Source organism: Acinetobacter sp. AOR14_HL (assembly GCF_027855175.1).
Classification (GTDB): Bacteria; Pseudomonadota; Gammaproteobacteria; order Pseudomonadales; family Moraxellaceae; genus Acinetobacter; species Acinetobacter calcoaceticus.
Window position 1 is genome coordinate 617,754 of record NZ_JAKTII010000003.1, and the last position, 22,921, is coordinate 640,674.

A 22,921-nucleotide genomic window follows, 5' to 3' on the forward strand; every position below is an offset into this window, starting at 1 on the left:
ATTAAAAAAAATTAAATATACATCCTGCTTTTTAAAATTCACTTATTAAACTATTGATTAAATTCAACCTTCTTTCAAGTTTGATATTAATAAGAAAACTTGATAGTAAGGGATATTTACTGTGAATCAAACTCAACATCACACCACGGAAGTTGCAATTTTAGGGGCAGGACCTGTTGGATTAACAATTGCAAATTACTTAAGTAAGCAAGGTGTACAAGTTACTGTTATTGAACAATTAGATCAACTTATTGATTATCCAAGAGCCATTGGTATTGATGATGAATCATTAAGAACAATCCAATCTTTAGGATTAATTAAACAAGTTTTACCGCATACCACCCCAAATCATGCGATGCGCTTTTTAACTCCTAAAGGACGTTGCTTTGCAGATATCCAACCCATGACTCGCGAATTTGGTTGGCCACGTCGTAACGCATTTATTCAACCTCAAGTTGACCGTGTTTTACTTGAAGGTTTAGCGTTATACCCAACAACACAGGTATTTTTTTCGCGCCACTTAAATAGTTTTACTCAAGACAAAGATCACGTAACTTTAAACCTCACTACAAAAGACAAAAAACAAGAAATTATTCAAGCACAGTACCTTATTGCTTGTGACGGCGGAAATTCATTTGTACGTCGTAATCTGAACATTAATTTTGAAGGAAAAACAGCACCTAACCAATGGATTGTTATTGATCTTGCAAACGATCCATTAGCTACTCCTCATGTATATTTATGCTGTGATCCAGTTCGTCCTTACGTATCAGCAGCTTTACCACACGGCATCCGACGTTTTGAATTTATGGTAATGCCGGGAGAGACCCAAGAAGAACTTAGTAAACCTGAGAACATTAATCGTCTATTAGGAAAAGTTTTACCTCATACCGATAATATTGAAGTCATACGCCAACGTGTATATACACATAATGCACGTATTGCAGATCGTTTCCGCGTAGACCGTATTTTATTGGCAGGTGATGCTGCACATATTATGCCTGTGTGGCAGGGCCAAGGTTACAATAGTGGTATGCGTGATGCATTTAATCTTGCTTGGAAAATGGCTTTGGTCATTAAAAAAGTGGCAAGCCCTGAAATTCTTGATAGCTATCAACTAGAAAGGAAAGACCACGCGCAAGCAATGATTAATTTATCCGTTCTAGCGGGTCATGTACTTGCCCCACCGAAAAAATGGCAAGGTGTTGTTCGCGATAGTATTTCTTATGCATTGAACTACATACAACCCATAAAACGCTATTTACTAGAAATGCGTTTCAAGCCAATGCCAAAATATAATGAGGGAATATTGGCGCCATTTTCAGGAAAAAATACACCTGTTGGAAAGATGTTCATACAGCCTCATGTCCAGTTTGGAAATAAAGACAAAATTTTATTAGATGATGTCATTGGAAATAACTTTGCCATTCTCGCTTGGGGAGTCAATCCAACTTGGGGCATCTCACCCAATATTATGAAAAAATGGATTAAATTAGGCATTAAATTTATTCAAGTCGTCCCTAACGTGCAATTAGATGCACCCAATCAAACTTCTAATACAGATTTCATTACAATCGGTGATGCAGATAGTGAAATCCGCACTTGGTTTGGTCAAACAAATCAATCTATGGTGATATTACGACCTGACCGTTTTATAGCAGGTCTTGCTATTCCCCAAACGGTGAATAGTATAAGTGAAGAACTTTTTGAAAAAATGCATTTAATTAACTAAAGTTTTTTAAGCCATTCTTTTGAATGGCTTTTTTATATTAGCTAAAGTCCAGATAAAATTGTTTTTTAAGTACATCTAAAATCAAATCTATAGCTTTATTAACATGATCTTTTCGATAAGAAACATACAAACCTATCATCGGTAATGGTTCTATCGTCTTTTTAACTATAATTTTATCTCCTAATAGAGGAATCACATACTGTGGTACCAAGCTCCAACCAATTTCCATTCCGACTAAATTAACGTTAAGTAAGATATTAGTTGAGTGCTGTACAACAGTGACGTTAAGCTTAGTTTTTTTAAAGAAGTTATGAATAATTCGATAAAGTTCTGGCGATGACTCTTCATTGCAAATCACAAAATCATGTTGTTCAAAACTTTTTATACTAATGCGTTCCTGCTGAGCCTCTGGCGAATTTTTGGGAATAATTAAGGTAAGTGGCTCTTGAAATACCTGAATCGAAACCAGTTCATCTGAATCAGTTCCGTAGCGAGTAAAAGCGATATCTATTTCGCCTTTTCTAAGCGCTACTAGTTGTTCATCATCCGTAAGGCTATGAAAATCAATTGTTAATTCTGGGAAATGCGCTCTTATATTGGGCATGATATAGGGGAAGATTTTCATTTCTGCCGCTGGAACAAAACCAATATTTAATTGTTCTTGTTCAACTTTAGCAGTTTGTTGAGCCAAACTAATTGCTTTTTCTGTATGTTCTAAAATGATTAGAGCTTCTTTAAAAAAGACTTCTCCTGCTTTGGTCAGTTCAACTTTTCGCTTACTTCGTATAAAAAGCTGAACTCCTACCTCTTCTTCTAAATCTTTAATCTGCTGACTAAGAGAAGGTTGCACCGTATGCATACGCATTGCTGCCTTAGTAAAATTCAGCTCTTCAGCAACCGCAACAAAGTAGCGTAAGTGACGTAATTCCATGTCATATCCTAATTATTGTCTTTCCATCTTTATTACATATCCAACGATATAAAAACAAAGTCATTATCGTAAGGAATGCACACAACTGGTAAGTTTTCTCATAGCCTATTTGGGCAATAATTAATCCTACCAAAACTGAACCAATGGCCATTCCGAAATCAAATAAAGTAAAAAAGGTTGAAACAGCATGCCCTATTCTCTTTTTCTCAACCGATTGTATTGCCATGGTTTGAAAAATAGGGAAAAGGGATCCGTATCCCATTCCTATGAATACTGCCGCCAACCAATAACCCCACTGAGTTTGCATCCAACTAACTAAAAATAAGCCTATTGAAAAAAGGATAAATGAAGGGTAAACCACGGAATTAGCCCCTCTTTTATCATAAGAGTAACCTACCCAAGGGCGTACTATAATCATTGATATTGCAAAGATAATAAAAAATATGCTGGTCGCCGCTAATAAGCCTTTTGTTTCACTATAGACACTAATAAAGCTCATAATGCTTGAATAAGACATTGCAGTAAATAAAGCAATAACGCCGATAGAGATCACCCTTTTTTCAAAGATATCGTCAAATGTAATACTCCGCTTTGCAGAGATGATCTCCTTATCTTTTAAGGAAGAAACGGGAATAAGAAAACAAAAAATTAAACCTAAACAAACAATGAATGCTAAAAAGGCAAATAAATTATAAAAGCTTGTGTAACGTATCGTAGCTAATGCAATCATTGGCCCAAAAACAACAGCCAGATTCGTAGACATTACGAAATATCCCATACCCTCGCCCTTTCTATGCTCAGGTATAAAATCATTCACTATAGGCACTATTACTGTCGTCAAAATGCTAAACCAGATCCCATGCACACAACGAATAAACAATAAAAGCCATAACTGATTTGCCCATAGATAACTTAATGCCAGAAGTGCAAATAATAATGCCGAACCTCGTAAGGCATATTTTTTACCTAACCGATCAATAATTAAGCCAGAAAAAGGACGAGTGATAATAGATGAAACCAAAAATAAGGTTAACGCCAAACCAGCCTGACTGATTGAACCGGATAATTCTTTTAAAATATAAAGTGGCAATATTGTGAGTAATGCATAGTAATAAATGAATAAAAAAAGATTGTTCAATACACACAGAATAAATGAACGATTCCAAAGCTTTTCCTTGGTAACTGAATACATTTTTCTTACTCAATATAGATGATTAGTAAAACCGTAATTCGACTCATATGCTCGATATAGTTATGAACTTACTAAAACATTCGGATGATCAAATTTGAAATTTCACTCAAATAATGCCAAATATGAAAAAAGCTCCTAAATATGAGCTTTTTTCATTGTGGTATTGAAATTATTGGGCCTGATGTAATTTGCGAATCACTAAAAGCATCAGTAATGCCGAAATGATAATTCCAGGGATGGCAGCAGAAATTACGCCTGTAGCACCGCTTCCCATCGCGAGTAATTGTCCAGCAATCGCAGGGCCTAACATTGCACCAATACGCCCAACTGCTGCGGCACTGCCTACACCAGTTGCCCGAATCTCTGTTGGATATACAATGCTACCGAATGCATATAAAACGCCTTGCCCACCAATTGTAAATGTTCCCATTAATGCTGCCGCTGCATACATCGCAGTAAGACTATCGGCTCCATTCAAACTAAATAAACCAGCTAAAATACCTATGTACATCAATATAATGACATAAGCTTTATTCCAGCGATCAATCAAAATACCCAAAACAACCGTACCTATTGCAGCTCCCATTTGGAAAAAGACTTGAGCTAAACTACCTTGTTGACGAGAGAATCCCAACTCCATAAAGAGAGATGGCAACCAACTCAACATGATGTATACAACCATCAAGGTAAAAAAATAGCTTGCCCAAAGTAATAGTGTCTGCCCTGCATAGTTATTTCTAAATAGATTTTTAAAAGAGCTTTCTATGCGTGTAATAGATTTATCTTGAAATCTAGTTTGTAAAAACTCCCGTGACTCTGGTAAAAATTTGATCATAAGTGGAAGTACAAGAAGAGGAACGATTCCACCAACATAAAAAATTGTTTGCCAATGTCCACTTACATCGTAGGCTGCTAGTAATGACACCAATATGGCTCCTATTGGCATACCACAATACATCAAACCTACAGCACGCCCACGATTTTCACTAGAAACAGCTTCTGAAACTAGAGCAATTAAATTTGGCATTGCAGCCCCTAATCCAGCTCCTGCTAAAAAACGTACCAACAGCAACATATAGAAACTATTTACCCAAACGGTGCAAAGGGTAAATACTGCAAAAATAGCGACAGCCCCGATTAACACCATCTTACGGCCAATGCGGTCTGCATAACGTCCACCAATTAATGCACCGGGTAATAACCCCAATATTCCGACACTAAAAAAAATACCGAGTTGAGAGCTATCCAGACCAAAAGATTCTCGAATACCTACAGCAGCGATACCTGCTGCCTGAATATCAATCCCTTCAATCACAGCAATTAAAAAACAAATGACGATCGTAATAATAGAGTGCTTATTTCCTGCACGGTCCATAGAAAAATCCTTTTCTACTAGTTTAAAAAATCATTCACCATCATTTCTTAACTGCTTTTATTTCTAAATTAGCCTTAAGTTCTATAGTTTCATAAAAAAATTAAAAAATATTTACTACATTTCACTTAAATACTTTAGTCTTATAGAAACAACCTATAATAAAATTAAAATAAACATATATTTCAATTATTTAAATCACAAAAGTAAAATTTAAAATCCAAAAAACATATTAATCACTCAACAAAAATCAAATCTATTAATAGCTAAAAATTATAATGCAGTTCAAATTAAGTATTAATAACATCCACTTATGGAAAATATTTATGATTAACCATAAAAAAAACCGCCATATAATCATGACGGTTTTTATTTTCAATATTAAATAGGCTTTTAGTATAACAACCCTAATTAAATTAATTTGCGTAATTCAATAGACACATCTAGCAACTTTTCTTTATCAAAGGCGCTAGAACTAGAAACCAATTTTTTTAAATGCCTAACATCACGCGCCTGATTGACTGCAATACCCGCTACAACAATACCTTGGTCTAAGCCAAATAAGGTGAATCCAACATTTTTGTCTTCTTGCGGATTCATATTGCCTCGTATATGCCATTCTTTTGCAGACATATCGCCAACGAATTGAAAGTTAATATCATATTGATCTGTCCAGAACCATGATGGATTAGCTTTAGGTTGCGCTAATCCCATGACATGACGAGCAAAAGTGCCTGCTTGATTATTGGCATTTTCCCAAGTTTCAATACGGGCATAATTACCATCTGCACGCAACTGAGTTGCTACATCACCAGCAGCATAAATATCTGGATGAGAAGTTTGGCAGTTTTCATTCACTTTAATGGCAAAGTCGACGTCTAAACCAGCATCTATGGCCAATTGAGCATTCGGTACAATCCCAATGCCATAAACAACAGCGTCGGCAATCAGCTCTTCACCACTTTCCAATATTACAACTATCTCTTCTCCACGTAAGGAAACATTGGCAATTTGCACATTTAAGTGAATATCTACCCCTCGATTGCGGTGTTCATCAAGTAAAAATTGGCTAATAATTGCTGGTGAACGCCCCATAATCATTGGACTTTGTTCAATTAAGGTCACCTGACAATCTTTAAACCGAGCACTTGATGCTAATTCAAGACCAATAACCCCACCACCTACAAGCAAAATGCGCTTCCCTGCTTGAAAGACTGGAACCAAAGCTTGTGAATCCTCCAAATTTCGCAGGGTATAAACATGTTTACCAACTGCATCTAAAATTGGAAGACGACGAGGAGCCCCACCTGTCGCGAGTAATAACTTGTCATAGTGAATACTTTCACCATTTTTCAAAATCACTTGATATTGTTCAGGCTCAATGCGTACAACCGCATTGCCTTGAATGGCTTCGACACCTAAATCTTTCAATTTTTGTTGTGACAGAATTTCAATTTTGGTCTGTTCAGGCCTTAAAATCATATCTTTAGATAAAGGAGGACGCTCATAAGGCAGATGTGATTCATCTCCAATCAAAATGATTTTACCGTCGTATTTGTTATTACGTAGTTCCAGAATAGCACTTGCACCTGCCTGTCCAGCACCGATGATGACAATAGTTTGAATATTCATCGTTTTATCCTTTATTTCAGCTCGGCAGATACAATGCCAAAACCAGCAATCCATTCACTGATAGGTTCATAGCAATGTAAGGTCATCTCATAATCGCCAACAGCTTCTAATGCCGCAAAAGCAGCCATCCATGTACGAACTTCTTGCCCACCACGCCCACCTTCACGGCGAATTTCATCTTCAGTCATATTTTCAAGCGCAGCAAAGTCTGCATTTTTTAATTTTTCCAATAACTGTTCATCCCATTCAGGATTAAGCGGAACAGATACGCTCTTGTCACCTGCTGCCAAACGCTGTCCCACTGAAATGATTTTGGCCTGACGCGTATTACGAGCTTCAACAGTTGGGTTACGTCCGGCAATGAGAAACTCTTCAACTTCTGGTGGTGCAGAGCCCATTTGAGGGGTTGGTGGATCGTGTGAAAGTCCACCTGTGCCCAAAATCAATATACGTTCATTTTCTAGATTAATTGAGTTGATGAAAGCCCCAACCGCTCGTCCTAAAGCAATAGTTCGTTTTGTCGTAGGCATTGGTGCAGCAGCACCATTAATAAATATTGGAATGGTTGGGTAGCGATTAAGTTGACCATCACATAAAAAATGCAGCGGTTGGGTTACGCCATGATCTGCTTGCATACGATATGAATATGCAACATCCACACCTTCATCAAGTACACGTCGAATTAAACCTAATGCTGTGTTTTCTGGCACATTGAGCTCACCCGGACCATAATTCCAATCACCTGCCGCCGTCGCACGTACACCCACGCAAAAACTCGGCATCAGGTCATAAAAGAAGCCGTTAAAATGATCGGGCCCAAAAGCAATAATTAAAGTGGGGTCGTATGCTTTGACCTCTGCTGCCAGTTTTTCAAAAGTATGACGCACCGTTTGTTCTTGTTGTTTTTCTGCCGGAGATGCAAATTCCATTAGCGGGCTATGAGAAGCACAAATAAGTTTAACAGTCATGATTAGCTCCGAAATAAGACAGTTTTTAGCTGTCTTATTAGTCCATTAATATCGGATTAAAATTAAGCATCAAAAAAACCAGCGTTCGCTTGGCGTAAGCCACGAATTCCCAAACCACAGTCAGCATTTATAAAAACGCCAGATAATGGACGGTTATTTTGACGAGATGCAAGCAATACATAAGAACCAGTCATGTCTTCTGGTTCTGGTAAGAATCTCAATGGCATACCTTGCCCAATTTTTTGGGGATCGCGTGCATCAAGTAATCCTAGATTTTCCTGCCCAAGGGATGCGGCACCTTTTACATTGACATTCATGCCAGATGGAGCAACCGCATTCACACGCACTTTCGGTGCCAGCTCATAGGCCAGTTCACGCACTAAACCTACACCAGCATGTTTTGATGCGGTATAAATTGGACCACCACCAGATGAATAAAACGCTGAGTTAGATAAGGTAAAAATCATCGAGCCTTCAGTTTTGAGTAACTCATCTAAAGCTGCTTTTGCACCAAGCAAATAACCCTTCGTGTTAATACTCATGATTTCATCAAAGGCTTTATCTAACTGTTCGCCACTCATGTTAACGATGTCGGCATAATGATCCCAAATACCAGCGTTACCAATAAAACAGTCCAGTTTTCCAAAACGTTCTACTGTGGCCTGCACAGCACGAACGTTATCCTGAAAATTAGCCACATCTCCATTAATCGCAACAATTTTGTCACCATAGCGTGCAATCAATTCATCTATTTTTGCTTGAGACCGTTGCAACACACCAACATGTGCACCCTCTTGCAAAAAGCGCTCAACCAACGCAAGCCCTAGTCCCGAACCACCACCAGTAATTAGTGCAACTTCACCCTCTAGCCAGCCCATCATTACGCTCCTGCCATTTCTACATAGAGTGCACCATCTTCAATCACGACAGAGAATGTCTGAATCGGATCAGTCGCTGGTACACATTGTGGTACGCCAGTTTTCAAACAAAAACGTGATGCATGAAGTGGACATTCAACCGTGCCATCATCTTCCAAGTAGCCTTCTGACATAGAAGCATTACCATGACTGCATTTATCATTCATGGCAAAAAATTCACCATTGAAATTGAATACAGCGAGTGCAGCAATATCACCTACATTACAATCTACTTTCAGCGCTTCGCCTTCATCCAACTCATCAATCTGACAAACGAAAATCTTATTCATTAGAAAAACACCGTAATATTGTGAGAAATCAAAGTCGCTTGATCGAGGGTGATATCGCGTTTAGCAATTTTCCAACCTAAACTACTGCTATCATCTTTTCGAATCAGATCAACTCGTTTACCAACATAGGTCAATACGTCTTTTTCTTTTTGCGAGCGATAAAGCAAATAATTACTAAAAACTTGATATTCATTTGCTTGCGCAGTTGCTTCGACCCGAATATTAGTAATCAAGTGACGAGTACGTGATGGCGGTTCTTCGGACCACGACATCCCTGTTTCTAATTTTGCTACGCGACGCTCTAGTACAAATTTGTCGTCGTGATAAATCCATGTTGATGGTGGTGCAATACATTTACGACGATCACGTGTTTGCGCATTTGTCGTCGTTTTGAGCGTATATAAAATATCTTCGCTTAAGATGTCCAACCAATCACGGAATTTCCAGTCATCTAACAACTGTGCTTCTGCATATAGAAACTGACTAATGTCGTGGTGAAGTTCCAATCCAATAGAACGCCATACTGGCTGTGGTTTTAATGAGTTAATGATCTGGTTCATTTCACAAGCTCCTTCTCATCCTTTTTAGCCGCTTTGTTCAAAAGCTCTTGCTCATAAGCCTCATCTGCCCGTTGTACGTCTTCCCATTTTTCATGCATCAACAGGTTTGCCCAATGACGATACATGCCACGTGCAGCTGTTTCAGAAAAAACATGGTTAGTAATACCGGGGATACCATCTTCACGGTATTTTTCATTACCAAGGCCCATTTCCATAATGAGTTTGCTTTTTCGCGCTTTATAACCACGTAACACTTTCTGGATCTCAATCCAGTTTTCACCATCGTCTGCTTCAGCAAAACCAGCTGGGCCAAATGCTCGGCAAGCATTCAACTCCATCGCTTCTTTGATGTGCTGCGGCGCTGCTTTGTCCGTGATACAGAATGCCCAAACTTCAGTTTTATCTGGTCCACGTGGATGCCAAATGCGCATCGTCGTCATACCATTCAGCCAAGACAAAGTTGGGAACATGGTGTTATGGCCTGCCAAACGTAAAGCACGAGTGTCACCCAAACGCTCTTTGGTTTCTTCATAGGTTTCGCGGAAGTAATCTGCTACTTGACCATCAACCCAGAAATTAGCATCTGGTTTTTCGGTCAGAAAGAAACCTGAACCATGACCACGTTGACCATATTGCACACAACTTTCTGCTGTTTCCCAAACTGGACGTGCCGTTTGTGCTGTACCTAATGCTTTAGAAGCATCATCATTTGGTTTACCACCTAAAACTTGTACTGCAGAGGCATGCGAGTACGGCGCGTGGTATTGATCAGAAGCAAACTGTTCTGCTGCAAATTTCCAGTTGCAGTTAATTTCCCATTTATGAATGCCACCAATGACTTCCGAGCCACCTTCACGGCGGTCAATCATTGCATCGAGATACCAAGCAATATCACCCATATAATCAAGTAATTCGGGTGTGTCATCTGCCCAACAACCAAAAACCAAACCTTTATAGCTTGCAACACGCGGAACCTCTTGCAACCCCCATTGTTCTTTACAAGCCCCATGTGGAAAAGCGATACCTTCCAATGGAATATCTTTAAGAGAACCATCAATACCATAGGACCAGCCATGATATGGGCAGGTAAACGCACGCGTATTACCACAGTCAGCATAGCTAACCCGCATAGAACGGTGACGACATTGATTTAATAATGCTTTAATAGAACCGTCTTTTTGACGCGTAACAATAATTGGGTCCTCACCCATATACGTATTGAAAAAGTCGCCTGATTTTGGAATCTGGCTTTCGTGACAAAGAAATAACCAACAACGTCCAAAAACACGCTCTAACTCTAGTTCGTATAATTGTGGATCTGTATAGATAGTTGGCGAGATACGTCCATTTTGTGCATCGACTAAAGCATCGATTTCACACACTTCAATTTTTCCATTCATGAGAAGCACTCCTGCTGCCGCCAAAAACGCACAACATAAAATTCAATTTGAATGGATAATGATTTTTTAACTGTTTTAAGTGAAATATTTTATTTGTTTCAAATTAGACTTTTTATGAATTATTCATTATAGATTTTAAATATTAAAATTAAGTTCGACTGATACTGATCAGTGGTTTTATAAACGGATTTATGGTTTTCAAGCATTTAGCATATTTTATTAACTATCCAACGTTAATAATAGGATTTTGGGATCACAACTGATATGGAATTACGTCATTTACGCTACTTTGTAATGGTGGCTGAAGAACTCAACTTTAGTAAAGCTGCACTTCGCCTCTACACAGCTCAACCATCATTAAGTCAACAAATTAAAGACCTTGAGGATGAGGTTGGCGTTACATTACTACATCGCACTAAACGTAAAGTTGAACTCACTGAAGAAGGTAGTGTATTTCTTGAACAAGCCCGTCTGACTTTAGCTCAGGCGGACAAAGCAATTGCAATGGCTCGTCAAGTTTCAAAATTTAAAAAACAACAACTGACCATTGGTTTTGTTCCAGTAGTAGAAATGAAAGTTTTCCCGTGTGTTCTTCCGAGTTTACGCATACAAAATCCAAACTTAAAAATTGAATTACGGAGCATGAATAATACCGAACAAATGGAAGCCTTAAAGAAAGGTGAAATTGACATTGCCTTTATGAGAGATAACTTAAATAACGATGAGATTCAGAGTCAGTTTGTATTACGTGAACCTCTGATGCTATTGCTTCCTCGAGATCACCCACTTGCTCAGTACGAGCGTATTCCAGTGAAGCTTTTAAATAATATTGATTTTATTATCCCATCGTCAGAACAGTCGTCGATTTTACATAATACAATTCTTAATTTTGCTGAACTTCATAAAATTAAATTTAATATTGTGCAAACTGCTCATAATATTTTATTTAACATTAATTCAATAGGGATGGGATTAGGTTGCGGGATCTTGCCTAGCTATATAGAGCCGCTCACTTTAAATAATATTGTCACTAGACCTGTTGATGTCGATCTACCTTTTTTAGATTTATTTGTAAGCTATCGCAAAGACGCAGAATCTTCTGGGGTTAAAGAATTTATGGATTTATTAAGTAAAGTTTTTTACTTAAATATTAACCAGATCTAACTTATCTTATTTAATACAAAAGTCTAAGATAAAATGACAGGGCTCAGCAAAAAACCAAATTTTTTAATTTAAATACAGGAAGAATAATAATTTATCCTTCCTGTATTTTTTATATTTTATTTAACATCATGTACTGCTAAATATTGTTTAATAATCTGGTTAAATTCTTGTGCTCTTTCAACTTGCGACCAATGACCACATTGACTAAAAATATGTGCATCAGCATAAGGTACAATATTCAAAATATCCCATGTACGAGATACAGGAATAACTACATCTTGCACACCATGAATGAGTAGTACAGGAACTTGAATCTCTTTCATCTTTTCAAAATCAAGCGGGAACTCAAAACGGTCACGGTCTCGTGCACCAACAACATCCATCAATCGATCCGAAGCGTAGTCATTTTTTGCTGAGTCAAAACGAACTTTAACCAATTCATCTGTGACTAAAGACTTATCGACCACAAACATTTCTAAAGTTTTACGGATACCAGCTTCTGTCAATTCAGGATTAGCATGTGCTTTAAGTGCTGCCGTCTGTTTAGCACCACCCGTTCCCATTGATACAATACCCAGTACACGCTCAGGGTAATCCAATATAAACTGGAATGCTAACCAACCACCTAAAGAATTACCTACTAACCAGGTTTTTTCAATTCCTAAAGCATCTAATACACGGACTGCATGATCTACCCATGCACGGATACCGTAAGCTGTGCCTTCTGCAACAACAGTTTGTCCATAACCAATCGAATCAATAGCAATACAGCGTGCCTGCTCAGCAATTTGTGGTAAGTTCAACCACCAGTTTGCTGCTGCTGAAACACCAGTACCCGAACCATGTAAAAATAAAATTGGAGTACCTTCTCCAAGCTCATGATAATGAGTAAGCTCGCCTGCTGCTGTTTCAATCCATTTGTCTTCCAAACCAAAAAATGGATCTGTTTTATATTCGGGGATTTGTACTGTGCCCATGTCATTCCTCTTACAATTTATACAGCTCAACTCAAGATTAAGCTGCTTTTAGTAGGCCAAATTTTAAATGTTTTACTCACCCATCTTACCTGTTCACAGCGCCTAAACTGATACTTGTTTACGATGATATGATACAAAAAAAATATTAATAACCATTTGTTATTTAAACAAATATTTAAAAGTATTTAAAATTTATAGGTGTATGTCGTTGCAATACGATGTTCCTGCAAATCGCTTGCTTGGCCTGCAATATTGTCGAAGTTCACATCGATATACATCCACTGAAAACCCAAGCCTTTTAACTTCCCTTCTGGCACTACGTAATTCAGAATAAAGTTGAATTCATCTTCTTTTCCTTTGCCTGTTAATGCACTTGATTCATAAGCTGAATCAATGCCCCAACCATGCCAATATTTTGCAGTGGTTTTTAAACCTTTAATGCCAAGATCACTAAAATCATAGCTATAAGCCACACCCACCGATTTTTCATCTTTACGGATAAAGCTCGCAACTGACCAGTTATCCAAATAAGGCTGAGGTACCCAACCTGCGAGGGATGGGAAATATGGTGCGCCAGTTGCTGCACTCGGGTTGCTACCATGGTCACCAAACATTTGCTGATAAGATAAACCTACGCTGTGTGAGCCATAAGTTAAGGTTGAGCCTATAGACAATGCCTGATTATCAATATCACCATACAAGGCATCTCCCGACTCTACATTGTCGAAAAAACGTATGTGTGAATCGACTTTTAACTTGTCATAATTGTTTTTATAGTTCACACCCAAGTAATTTTGACGATAGATATTCGTCACATCGCCATAAAAGTAACTTGCAGACCAGTTTTTATTTAATTGGTAATCTATGCCCGCAACATACATCCCATCAGTTTTACCATCATTATTTAATGCTTTAGGCCATAGACCAAAATCCATTGGCTGATTTTCATAACGGGCATTGATACTATCCAAATAACCTAACGTTAATTTGATGTTTTTAAGATCTTTTGATTCTAGCCATACCCCATTATAAGTGGTCAATAATTGACGTGATGGATCAAAATGAATTACTGGTGTTACAGGTAAAATTTCACCAATTCGTAATTCAGTTTGGCTGATTTTCGCTTTAAGAGTTGCTCCTATTTTTCCAAACTGGCGCTCTTGTTTTCCTGCGCCTGTACCAGAAATTCCACTATACGGCAGAACCCAATCGGCATTACGGTCACGACCATCCAGACGCACAGCGTACTGTGCTAACACATCAACACCGAGTTGTAACGCCCCAAACTCTGCATAGCCCGATTTTGCATCCAGTGTCACAGCTTGCGACCAACTCCCCCAATTTTTTGCAGGGGTATCATCATACTGACGATCTAAATAGAAGTTTTTAAATTTAAGCTGAACCTGACTATCTTCAACAAAACCAGCATGTGTGCCAGTAGCCCCTATTGTTGCTATTGCGCAAGCCATTGCGATCCATAACGTTTGACGACGCATTGCGTACTTCCTTTCAATCAATCCATGAAACCAAGCCCTATCATGCTCAACTCTATTTTTATGAAAAATTCGACTAGAGTATTAAGATATTTTTCTTTTTAAACTCAATGCTTTAAAAAAATGTTACTTTTCCAGTAATGAGGATTTTTAACAGATCACTAAAAACGATTAATCATCTCCTAAAAACCAGAATAAGCATTTGTTATATATCTATTTTTTATTAAAATGGCTTTATTTTAATTCGCTATTTTTAATTTTCTAATCGTTTTTTTATTTAAATAGAAACACATCCAATCAAAAATAATATCTATCCATTTATAGAAAATAACGCTTATATCCAAGTTATTTCATCTAGATCAAATCATTAGATATAAAAAAGCACTCTCGTGGAGTGCTCTTTTTCATTTTTAAAAAAACTTATGCGCTCATTACTTTCGCTTTTGACATGGTCAAGGCAAGATCTTCAATCATATCCTCCTGTCCCCCAACCGTACCACGGCGACCAAGCTCTAATAAAATTTCACGTGCAGAGACGCCATATTTAGCTTCGGCACGTTTTGCAAACAACAAGAAAGATGAATATACACCTGCATAACCTAACGTTGCTGCATCACGATCGGCACGAATTGGGTTTAGCATCATTGGAATCACAAGATCTTCTGCAATATCCTGTACTTTAAACAAGTCTACGCCTGTTTCTATTTGCATACGATTTGCAACAGCAATAAATAATTCAAGCGGCGTATTGCCTGCTCCAGCTCCTAGACCAGCTGCCGCCAAGTCGACCCGAATTGCGCCAGCGTCAACCGCAGCAACAGTATTGGCAACGCCCATACCCAAGTTATGGTGACCATGGAAACCTAACTCAATACTGCTATCAAGTTCTTGACGAAGTAACCCAACCCGATCGGTAACATCTTGTGGCAACATATAACCAGCAGAGTCAGTGACATAAATACAGTTAGCACCGTAAGACACCATTTTTTTTGCTTCTTCTAGCAAATGTTGTGGCGATGCCATATGTGCCAACATTAGAAAGCCAACTGTGTCCATTCCCAATTTTCGTGCGGCAGTAATATGCTGTTCAGACACGTCTGCTTCTGTACAGTGTGTTGCAACACGAATGGTTGAAACACCAATCTCATGTGCCATTTTCAAATGATCAACTGTTCCAATGCCAGGCAATAACAACGCTGACACTTTGGCATTTTTCATGCGTGGCACAACAGCAGATAAATATTCTTCATCTGTTGCAGCAGCGAAACCGTAATTAACGGAACTACCCCCTAAGCCATCACCATGAGTCACTTCAATTAATGGCACACCCGCTTCGTCTAACGCGGTTGAAATGGCAATCATTTGCTCAACTGTAGTTTGATGACGTTGTGGATGCATACCATCACGTAAAGTCATATCATGCACAATAATCTTAGACATACGGTTTCTCCTTAAACAACTTCAGCTTTTTGATTAGATAAAACGCGTTCTGCAAACATTTCTGCAGTACGTGCAGCTGCCGCAGTCATAATGTCAAGATTACCTGCATATTTCGGTAAATAATCGCCTAGGCCTTCTACTTCAAGAAACATAGAAACACGATTACCATCAAATACAGGTCCATTCACCAGTTTGTAGCCGGGTACGTACTTTTGTACCTCTTTGATCATGGCATTGACTGATTCCGTAATTGCAACTTGGTCAGGTTCTCCATCAACTAAACAATGTACTGTGTCGCGCATCATTAGTGGTGGTTCAGCCGGGTTAATAATAATGATGGCTTTACCTTGTTTGGCACCACCAACTTTTTCAATTGCTCCAGCAGTTGTACGGGTAAATTCATCAATATTTTTACGCGTACCTGGCCCAACCGATTTAGTCGAAACCGTTGCAATGATTTCGGCATAGTTAACAGTCTGTACCCGTGAAATTGCCGCGACCATTGGAATAGTTGCTTGCCCACCACAAGTCACCATATTCACATTGGGTACTTCACCCGCATCCAACAAAGCTTCCAAATTCACTGGCGGAACACAAAATGGACCAATTGCCGCAGGAGTCAAATCAATCATTAACACCCCAAGCTCATTGAGCTTGCGACTGTTCTCTGCATGCACATATGCTGAAGTTGCATCAAAAGCAATTTTGATATCATCTTCAAGTACGTGAGGTAATAAACCGTCAACCCCTTCAGCCGTGGTTTTTAAACCCATTTTTTCAGCGCGAGCCAATCCTTCGGAAGTAGGATCAATTCCAACCATCCATACTGGCTCCAAAACTTCACTACGCTGCAATTTATACAACAAATCTGTTCCAATATTTCCTGGACCAATTAAGGCACATTTTATCTTTTTCATTTCCTTATCCTTTATTCAGCAGCAAAGCATGCAACAACTGAATTGAAGCCTTCAATTTCAACTTTAAACTCATCCCCAGGATGAGCCACCACCATTGGACCCAATGCCCCAGTCAAGACAATATCTCCTGCTTGTAATGGACGTCCGCGTCTTACCATTTCATCTGCTAACCAAACTGCTGCATTCAATGGATTAGCTAAACAAGCTTTACCAACACCTTGCGAAACGACCTCATCACCACGAGTCATAATCATTTTGCAGTTAACTAAATCAAGTTGATTAAGCTGTACTGGACGTGAGCCCAACACAAAAGCTGCACTTGATGCATTGTCAGCAACCGTGTCAATCAATGAGATTTTCCAGTTCTCAATGCGACTATCAACTATTTCAATAGCCGGTAAGGCATAGTCAGTTGCACTAATAATGTCTGCATATGTATGTCGGGCTTGGGTTAAATCCTTTTTGAGTACGAGCGCAATTTCAGCTTCAACTTTTGGCTGAATCAACTTACCCGCTGGAATGACTTCACCATCGCCATATGCCATATCAGCAAATAACATCCCAAAGTCAGGTTGATCTACGCCGAGTTGAGCTTGTACCACTTTAGAAGTGAGGCCAATTTTACGGCCTACTAAACGGCGCCCTTCCGACAGTGCACGTACAGTATTGATTTCCTGTACTGCATAAGCGATATCCACATTTGCCTGTTCACCACCGAGCTCAGTGCGAATAGGAATAATCGCAGTTTGTGATAGTTCAGCTTGTCTTAAGGCAAAAGCAACTGAATCAACAACAGCAGAATTCGACATCAATATTTCCTTAAACTGCAAAATTGAACGTATACTGCGTTACTGAAGGTATAAAAACGGAATACGGAGTTCAGGCAAAGTTAGACACAACAAATCCCTTGTATTTTCCGAGACAGCTACCTACTGGAACGTGTACATAAAACAGTTTAAGAATGGAAAAATCCCCATCTAAATGCCAATACTTATTTTGTTTCATATAATAGTTTTTATTTATAATCAGCCCACAAATGCCTTTGAAGATTAATATTAAGTATCCATAATAATTTTATTAATCCATATTTTTTTTAGAGATTAGAAAAATACTAATATTTTAGTTTTCCAATTTTATATATATTACTCTAGATAATTTCACGTTTAGACATTATTAAAAATACTCAGGTAGTGCTTAATTTACCTAATTTAATTAATTTAAAAAAATAAATAAAAAATCGTTTTAACTACGCTTGAAAGTTTACAGATAACTTTCAAGCGTAGTTAATCAGACCATTATTGATAAGTTTAACTTAGAAAACTTTTTTTACAGACACTGTAAAAGTCGAATCAATTGGATTTGAAATAGGTGCATCTGGCTCACCATTACTATACTTCTTATAGTAGCTATTTTTATCCCAAGCTTTGGTATAGGCCAACCCCGTATTCCATCCATCGCCTAAATCCTTAATAAGCTCAACCTTAACATCCTGAAAATTAGCTTCCGAGAAATTTTTAATTCTTTCATAGCCATAATGGGCACCAAAAGTCCAAGTGTCATTTATTGGCTGTGTAAAAGTTAAATCCAGATATGTTGTTCCTCTTGAATTTTTACCCTCAGGGCCGCCCATCGTCTTGGAGTTATAACCCGCGTAATCTGGGGTGTAGGTAATGAAATATTTAAGCGTTAAAGGTCCATAACCAATTTGAGGCACAATTTCGCCATAGTTATAACTGGTACTACCCGTTTCAGGTGTGCTTTCAGCTCCCGGATAATAGTAATAAAAAACTGTCATGCCAGCCGAAAACTTATCGAAAGTTTTTATATAACCTGTATAAAAATCCCACTCAACTGAAGCATCTCTAAGATAGTTAGAACTCACATTCGATGCCCAAGTACCTACAAATAATCCATTCGGATTTGCATAATCTAAACCAATCTGTAAAGCTGGCTTACCCCATGTTTGCTGGAAACCACGTGATATATATTGACTCGCGAAGGTTACATTTGCACTGTATGGAGAAATTTGTTCTTGTTCATTTAATTGTTCAGCATGTACAACACCAATAGACATAATGAGAGAAGCTAGTCCTAAAATTTTTCTCATTCAATAATTCCTTTTACATATTACCTATAGGTTTAAAGTTTTAAAATAACATGAAAATTCAATCTTAATCGTATTAAAAAGTTATAAATTCAAATTTCTGGACACTTCTTCTTCGCTATAGATCTCTTCAATACAATCTAAAATTTTAGGAATATACGAACTTTGATCCATATTGCGCATGGATAGAGAAATGGGACTATAAGCTTCTAAGTCTAAGATATTTAAGTAAGTTAGATTCTTCATTCCAATGTCACAGGCACTTTCCGGAATAATACAAATGCCCTCGCCCGATGCCACTAAACCAAGTGCCATATGGATTTCGCGGACTTCGGTGAGTTTGGCTGGAATTAAACCCAACTTGGTAAATAAAGCTTGAATGGTGGTCGAAAAATTCGGTTTAGGCGTGGTTGGATAAGAAAAAATCGTCTCATTAATGATTTGAGATAAGTAAATTCCTGAATCTTGAAATTCACTTAAAGGATGCTTTTTATGAATCGCTAATTTTAATTTTTCTTTTCTGAGTAAAAGTCTCTTAATGGCAGGATCACTAATGGGTAATCGACCAAAACCTATATCGATTTTGCCTAACTTTAAAGCCTCGACCTGATCTCGTGTGCCACATTCAATCAGTTCAACATGGATATCTGGATTTTTCTGCCTAAATAGATAAATGACCTGTGGTAACCGACCGTAAAGCAGTGAACTGACATAACCTACTTTGACAATGTTATCGACCAACTTCATTTTTTTAGCCATAGAAGCCGCTTGAGCCGTATGCGTTAAAATCTGCACAGCATGTTGGTAAAAAAACAGGCCTGCTTCTGTTGCTTTTAATGGACGAGAGCCCTTCACAAACAAATCAATCCCTAACTCTTCCTCTAGTTTTTTGATTTGACGTGTTAAAGGTGGCTGGGCAATAAAAAGCTTTTCTGCGGCTTTAGTCAGACTTTGTTCTTCCACAACGGTAACAAAATAACGTAGATGTCTTAATTCCATTAATATACCTTTTTAGTATCTTAAAATACCGTTCTATATCTATTTTAGGCTATTACATTCTTCTATGGTATGTAAACAAGTTTGAAATAGTTGAAACTTCATGTATAGAACCATAGAAACCATACTTGTGGATATTCCAACTATCCGTCCTCACCAGTTGTCTGTAACCACAATGCGTACTCAGACTTTGGTGCTCGTTAAAATTACGACCATGGATGGTATTGTCGGTTGGGGTGAAGCGACCACCATTGGTGGACTAAACTATGGTGAAGAAAGTCCTGAAAGTGTCAAAGCCAATATTGATACTTACTTTGCACCATTACTCGCATCAGTTAAAGATTTAAATGTGGCTCAAACACTAAAACTGATTCGCAAAAATATTAATGGTAACCGTTTCGCGAAATGTGCCATTCAGACTGCTCTACTTGATATTCAGGCAAAACGTTTAGGCGTGCCGTTAAGTGAAGTTTTAGGTGGCCGTCTGCGTAATAGTTTACCTGTACTTTGGACGCTCGCGTCTGGCGACACAGAAAAAGATATTGCTGAAGCTCGAAAAATGATTGAGTTGAAACGTCATAACACGTTCAAACTCAAAATCGGTGCACGCCCTTTGCAACACGATGTTGATCATGTGATTGCAATTAAAAAAGCACTAGGTGCAGATATTAGTGTACGTGTTGACGTAAATCGTGCATGGTCAGAGCTGGAATGTATCCAAGGTATTCAACAGCTGCAAGATGGCGGAATTGATTTAATTGAACAGCCTTGTGCTATTCAAAATACTGAAGCACTTGCCCGTTTAACACATCGGTTTGATGTCGCAATCATGGCGGATGAAGCTTTAACTGGGCCAGACAGCGCATACCGTATTGCAAAAAGCCATGGGGCTGATGTATTTGCGGTAAAAATTGAACAATCTGGTGGTCTGATCGAAGCATGTGAAGTGGCCAAGGTTGCAGGTTTGGCTGGAATTGATCTTTATGGCGGTACCATGCTTGAAGGCCCTGTAGGTAGCATTGCTTCTGCTCATGCATTTGCAACCTTTGAAACATTAGCATTCGGTACTGAATTATTTGGTCCGTTATTACTTACCGAAGAAATTTTGAAGGAACCGCTACGTTACGAAAACTTTGAATTGCACTTGCCAACAGCTCCGGGCTTAGGCATTGAAATTGATGAAGATAAAGTTGAGAAGTTACGTCGTTAAGGCAACAGGATAAGGAGTTTCCCATGTTATTTCATGTACGTATGGATGTGCATATTCCACTTGATATGCCAGCCGACAAAGCAAATGAAATTAAGGCCGTTGAAAAGGCTTATTCGCAAGATCTGCAACGTCAAGGTAAATGGCGTCACATCTGGCGAGTTACAGGCCAATATTCAAACATCAGTATTTTTGATGTTGAGAGCAATGAAGAGTTGCACAACATTTTACAAGGATTACCTCTCTATCCTTACATGAACATCGAAGTGATGGCACTTAATCGTCACCCTTCATCTGTTCGTGATGATGATTCGTAATTTAAGAAAATAGTTTGAGTGTGTAGTCTGAAGCACATTCAAAAACTAAATATATTTATTCAGAAGGTAACAAGGAACGTGGCAGCAACAATTCGCTAGCAAAACAAAATGCCAGCACCACTGCCACCTAAAACCGTATTGCATACTTAAGGAGTTTTAGTATGAACCGTCAACAAATTGATGCGCTTGTAAAACAAATGAATGTCGACACTGCAAAAGGCGAAGTCGATGCACGTGTTCAGCAAATTGTAGTGCGCCTTCTCGGGGATTTATTTCAAGCCATCGAAGATTTAGACATCCAACCTTCAGAAGTATGGAAAGGTTTGGAATATTTCACAGATGCTGGTCAAGCAAACGAACTTGGTCTTTTGGCAGCTGGCTTAGGTTTAGAACACTATCTTGATTTACGTGCAGATGAAGCTGATGCAAAAGCAGGCGTTACTGGTGGCACACCTCGTACCATTGAAGGCCCACTTTATGTAGCTGGTGCGCCTGAAACCGTTGGTTTTGCGCGTATGGATGACGGAACTGAATCTGGCAAAATCGATACCTTAATTATTGAAGGTACGGTAACCGATACTGATGGCAATATCATTGAAAATGCTAAAGTTGAAGTATGGCATGCTAACAGCTTGGGTAATTACTCATTCTTTGATAAGTCTCAATCTGACTTCAACCTACGCCGTAGTATTTTGACTGATGCTGATGGTAAATATGTTGCATTAACCACGATGCCTGTTGGTTATGGTTGCCCTCCAGAAGGTACAACTCAGGCCCTTCTTAACAAGTTAGGCCGTCATGGTAACCGTCCATCTCACGTTCATTACTTCGTGTCTGCACCAGGCTTCCGCAAGCTTACAACTCAATTCAACATTGAGGGTGATGAGTACTTATGGGACGACTTTGCTTTCGCAACTCGTGACGGACTTGTAGCAACAGCAGTTGATGTAACTGACCCAGCTGAAATTCAACGTCGTGGTTTAGATCACGCTTTCAAACACATCACATTTAACATCGAACTTGTTAAAGATGCCGCTGCTGCTCCTTCAACTGAAGTTGAACGTCGTCGCGCTAGCGCTTAATTGAAAGTGTATGTGAGTTAAAAGTTCGCTTTTGACTCACAAAATTTATTCCATTTATTACTACCATTAAGAATTTAAATAAATTTTTAGCGGTAGTAATAACATCACGTTACCTCATGCTCTAAGGTTTCTCACATGATTGACAAAAGTAAGTCCTCACTTAGCGAGGTTCTATCGCAAATTAAAGATGGTGCCACCATCCTGATTGGTGGTTTTGGTACCGCAGGACA

The 22,921-nt window shown here is 38.6% G+C and carries 21 protein-coding genes and 1 pseudogene; 6 read left to right on the forward strand and 16 right to left on the reverse strand.

The features are described from left to right. The first annotated feature begins 121 nt into the window (after nucleotides 1–121). Nucleotides 122–1,732, forward strand: a complete 1,611-nt coding sequence (locus tag MKL38_RS03935; RefSeq protein WP_209830864.1) for a bifunctional 3-(3-hydroxy-phenyl)propionate/3-hydroxycinnamic acid hydroxylase — start codon at nucleotides 122–124, stop codon at nucleotides 1,730–1,732. 37 nt (nucleotides 1,733–1,769) lie between these two features. Here MKL38_RS03935 and MKL38_RS03940 read toward each other — a convergent pair whose 3' ends face one another. The 9 genes from MKL38_RS03940 to hcaE all read right to left on the reverse strand — a co-directional run bounded on the left by MKL38_RS03940 (nucleotide 1,770) and on the right by hcaE (nucleotide 10,994). Beyond that, nucleotides 1,770–2,663, reverse strand: coding sequence for a LysR substrate-binding domain-containing protein (locus tag MKL38_RS03940; RefSeq protein WP_045431602.1), 894 nt, complete (start codon nucleotides 2,661–2,663; stop codon nucleotides 1,770–1,772). Nucleotide 2,664: 1 nt separating this feature from the next. Beyond that, nucleotides 2,665–3,855, reverse strand: a complete 1,191-nt coding sequence (locus tag MKL38_RS03945; protein WP_270902562.1) for an MFS transporter — start codon at nucleotides 3,853–3,855, stop codon at nucleotides 2,665–2,667. Between the two features lie 169 nt (nucleotides 3,856–4,024). Next, nucleotides 4,025–5,230, reverse strand: a complete 1,206-nt coding sequence (gene mhpT / locus MKL38_RS03950; protein WP_270902563.1) for a 3-(3-hydroxy-phenyl)propionate transporter MhpT — start codon at nucleotides 5,228–5,230, stop codon at nucleotides 4,025–4,027. Nucleotides 5,231–5,638: 408 nt separating this feature from the next. Beyond that, complete coding sequence (gene hcaD / locus MKL38_RS03955) at nucleotides 5,639–6,859, reverse strand: 3-phenylpropionate/cinnamic acid dioxygenase ferredoxin--NAD(+) reductase subunit (protein WP_270902564.1); 1,221 nt, start codon at nucleotides 6,857–6,859, stop codon at nucleotides 5,639–5,641. Nucleotides 6,860–6,870: 11 nt separating this feature from the next. After that, entirely contained in the window at nucleotides 6,871–7,827 is a 957-nt protein-coding gene (locus MKL38_RS03960; protein ID WP_270902565.1) for a 3-carboxyethylcatechol 2,3-dioxygenase, read from the reverse strand. Nucleotides 7,828–7,889: 62 nt separating this feature from the next. After that, the gene (gene hcaB, locus MKL38_RS03965; protein ID WP_151743715.1) at nucleotides 7,890–8,705 is read right to left on the reverse strand and encodes a 3-phenylpropionate-dihydrodiol/cinnamic acid-dihydrodiol dehydrogenase; all 816 of its coding nucleotides are present in this window, start codon (nucleotides 8,703–8,705) and stop codon (nucleotides 7,890–7,892) included. Between the two features lie 2 nt (nucleotides 8,706–8,707). Continuing rightward, on the reverse strand, nucleotides 8,708–9,034 hold the full coding sequence (hcaC, locus tag MKL38_RS03970) for a 3-phenylpropionate/cinnamic acid dioxygenase ferredoxin subunit (RefSeq protein WP_005046830.1): 327 nt from the start codon (nucleotides 9,032–9,034) through the stop codon (nucleotides 8,708–8,710). Next, on the reverse strand, nucleotides 9,034–9,594 hold the full coding sequence (gene hcaF / locus MKL38_RS03975; protein WP_270902566.1) for a 3-phenylpropionate/cinnamic acid dioxygenase subunit beta: 561 nt from the start codon (nucleotides 9,592–9,594) through the stop codon (nucleotides 9,034–9,036). The genes hcaC and hcaF overlap by 1 nt, the downstream gene beginning before the upstream one ends. Continuing rightward, entirely contained in the window at nucleotides 9,591–10,994 is a 1,404-nt protein-coding gene (hcaE, locus tag MKL38_RS03980) for a 3-phenylpropionate/cinnamic acid dioxygenase subunit alpha (RefSeq protein ID WP_270902567.1), read from the reverse strand. The genes hcaF and hcaE overlap by 4 nt, the downstream gene beginning before the upstream one ends. Nucleotides 10,995–11,258: 264 nt before the next feature. On the opposite strand from hcaE, the gene hcaR reads away from it, so the two are divergent. Further along, nucleotides 11,259–12,158: a DNA-binding transcriptional regulator HcaR gene (hcaR, locus tag MKL38_RS03985; protein WP_151743713.1), complete on the forward strand. Its 900-nt coding sequence runs from the start codon at nucleotides 11,259–11,261 to the stop codon at nucleotides 12,156–12,158. Nucleotides 12,159–12,274: 116 nt separating this feature from the next. Here hcaR and MKL38_RS03990 read toward each other — a convergent pair whose 3' ends face one another. The 7 genes from MKL38_RS03990 to MKL38_RS04020 form a co-directional block, all read right to left on the reverse strand. Continuing rightward, complete coding sequence (locus MKL38_RS03990) at nucleotides 12,275–13,135, reverse strand: alpha/beta fold hydrolase (protein WP_005046825.1); 861 nt, start codon at nucleotides 13,133–13,135, stop codon at nucleotides 12,275–12,277. Between the two features lie 185 nt (nucleotides 13,136–13,320). Beyond that, nucleotides 13,321–14,631 (reverse strand): OprD family outer membrane porin, encoded by a 1,311-nt coding sequence (locus MKL38_RS03995; protein WP_270902568.1) that lies wholly within the window; start codon nucleotides 14,629–14,631, stop codon nucleotides 13,321–13,323. A gap of 417 nt (nucleotides 14,632–15,048) precedes the next feature. Continuing rightward, nucleotides 15,049–16,068 carry a 4-hydroxy-2-oxovalerate aldolase gene (gene dmpG / locus MKL38_RS04000; protein WP_005305792.1) on the reverse strand — a complete coding sequence of 340 codons (1,020 nt, stop codon included), beginning with the start codon at nucleotides 16,066–16,068 and terminating at the stop codon, nucleotides 15,049–15,051. 11 nt (nucleotides 16,069–16,079) lie between these two features. Then, nucleotides 16,080–16,985, reverse strand: a complete 906-nt coding sequence (locus MKL38_RS04005) for an acetaldehyde dehydrogenase (acetylating) (protein WP_127492073.1) — start codon at nucleotides 16,983–16,985, stop codon at nucleotides 16,080–16,082. Between the two features lie 11 nt (nucleotides 16,986–16,996). Further along, nucleotides 16,997–17,794 carry a fumarylacetoacetate hydrolase family protein gene (locus tag MKL38_RS04010; RefSeq protein ID WP_198308610.1) on the reverse strand — a complete coding sequence of 266 codons (798 nt, stop codon included), beginning with the start codon at nucleotides 17,792–17,794 and terminating at the stop codon, nucleotides 16,997–16,999. 503 nt (nucleotides 17,795–18,297) lie between these two features. Next, nucleotides 18,298–19,092, reverse strand: a complete 795-nt coding sequence (locus MKL38_RS04015) for a TorF family putative porin (RefSeq protein ID WP_270902569.1) — start codon at nucleotides 19,090–19,092, stop codon at nucleotides 18,298–18,300. An 81-nt stretch (nucleotides 19,093–19,173) separates the two neighbouring features. Next, nucleotides 19,174–20,088, reverse strand: coding sequence for a LysR family transcriptional regulator (locus MKL38_RS04020; RefSeq protein ID WP_270902570.1), 915 nt, complete (start codon nucleotides 20,086–20,088; stop codon nucleotides 19,174–19,176). A gap of 100 nt (nucleotides 20,089–20,188) precedes the next feature. On the opposite strand from MKL38_RS04020, the gene MKL38_RS04025 reads away from it, so the two are divergent. The 4 genes and pseudogenes from MKL38_RS04025 to MKL38_RS04040 all read left to right on the forward strand — a co-directional run. After that, on the forward strand, nucleotides 20,189–21,295 hold the full coding sequence (locus tag MKL38_RS04025) for a muconate/chloromuconate family cycloisomerase (protein WP_151743708.1): 1,107 nt from the start codon (nucleotides 20,189–20,191) through the stop codon (nucleotides 21,293–21,295). Between the two features lie 23 nt (nucleotides 21,296–21,318). Beyond that, nucleotides 21,319–21,609: a muconolactone Delta-isomerase gene (catC, locus tag MKL38_RS04030; protein ID WP_003651954.1), complete on the forward strand. Its 291-nt coding sequence runs from the start codon at nucleotides 21,319–21,321 to the stop codon at nucleotides 21,607–21,609. 161 nt (nucleotides 21,610–21,770) lie between these two features. Beyond that, nucleotides 21,771–22,691 (forward strand): catechol 1,2-dioxygenase, encoded by a 921-nt coding sequence (catA, locus tag MKL38_RS04035; RefSeq protein WP_013197704.1) that lies wholly within the window; start codon nucleotides 21,771–21,773, stop codon nucleotides 22,689–22,691. 135 nt (nucleotides 22,692–22,826) lie between these two features. Beyond that, nucleotides 22,827–22,921 (forward strand): annotated as a pseudogene (locus MKL38_RS04040) (hypothetical protein); the annotation flags it as partial.

Coding starts and splice junctions, on each gene's coding strand:
- MKL38_RS03940 (WP_045431602.1), bottom strand. CDS start 2,663: ATGGAATTACGTCACTTACGCTACTTTGTTGCGGTTGCTGAAGAGCTG.
- MKL38_RS03945 (WP_270902562.1), bottom strand. CDS start 3,855: ATGTATTCAGTTACCAAGGAAAAGCTTTGGAATCGTTCATTTATTCTG.
- mhpT (WP_270902563.1), bottom strand. CDS start 5,230: ATGGACCGTGCAGGAAATAAGCACTCTATTATTACGATCGTCATTTGT.
- hcaD (WP_270902564.1), bottom strand. CDS start 6,859: ATGAATATTCAAACTATTGTCATCATCGGTGCTGGACAGGCAGGTGCA.
- MKL38_RS03960 (WP_270902565.1), bottom strand. CDS start 7,827: ATGACTGTTAAACTTATTTGTGCTTCTCATAGCCCGCTAATGGAATTT.
- hcaB (WP_151743715.1), bottom strand. CDS start 8,705: ATGGGCTGGCTAGAGGGTGAAGTTGCACTAATTACTGGTGGTGGTTCG.
- hcaC (WP_005046830.1), bottom strand. CDS start 9,034: ATGAATAAGATTTTCGTTTGTCAGATTGATGAGTTGGATGAAGGCGAA.
- hcaF (WP_270902566.1), bottom strand. CDS start 9,594: ATGAACCAGATCATTAACTCATTAAAACCACAGCCAGTATGGCGTTCT.
- hcaE (WP_270902567.1), bottom strand. CDS start 10,994: ATGAATGGAAAAATTGAAGTGTGTGAAATCGATGCTTTAGTCGATGCA.
- hcaR (WP_151743713.1), top strand. CDS start 11,259: ATGGAATTACGTCATTTACGCTACTTTGTAATGGTGGCTGAAGAACTC.
- MKL38_RS03990 (WP_005046825.1), bottom strand. CDS start 13,135: ATGGGCACAGTACAAATCCCCGAATATAAAACAGATCCATTTTTTGGT.
- MKL38_RS03995 (WP_270902568.1), bottom strand. CDS start 14,631: ATGCGTCGTCAAACGTTATGGATCGCAATGGCTTGCGCAATAGCAACA.
- dmpG (WP_005305792.1), bottom strand. CDS start 16,068: ATGTCTAAGATTATTGTGCATGATATGACTTTACGTGATGGTATGCAT.
- MKL38_RS04005 (WP_127492073.1), bottom strand. CDS start 16,985: ATGAAAAAGATAAAATGTGCCTTAATTGGTCCAGGAAATATTGGAACA.
- MKL38_RS04010 (WP_198308610.1), bottom strand. CDS start 17,794: ATGTCGAATTCTGCTGTTGTTGATTCAGTTGCTTTTGCCTTAAGACAA.
- MKL38_RS04015 (WP_270902569.1), bottom strand. CDS start 19,092: ATGAGAAAAATTTTAGGACTAGCTTCTCTCATTATGTCTATTGGTGTT.
- MKL38_RS04020 (WP_270902570.1), bottom strand. CDS start 20,088: ATGGAATTAAGACATCTACGTTATTTTGTTACCGTTGTGGAAGAACAA.
- MKL38_RS04025 (WP_151743708.1), top strand. CDS start 20,189: ATGTATAGAACCATAGAAACCATACTTGTGGATATTCCAACTATCCGT.
- catC (WP_003651954.1), top strand. CDS start 21,319: ATGTTATTTCATGTACGTATGGATGTGCATATTCCACTTGATATGCCA.
- catA (WP_013197704.1), top strand. CDS start 21,771: ATGAACCGTCAACAAATTGATGCGCTTGTAAAACAAATGAATGTCGAC.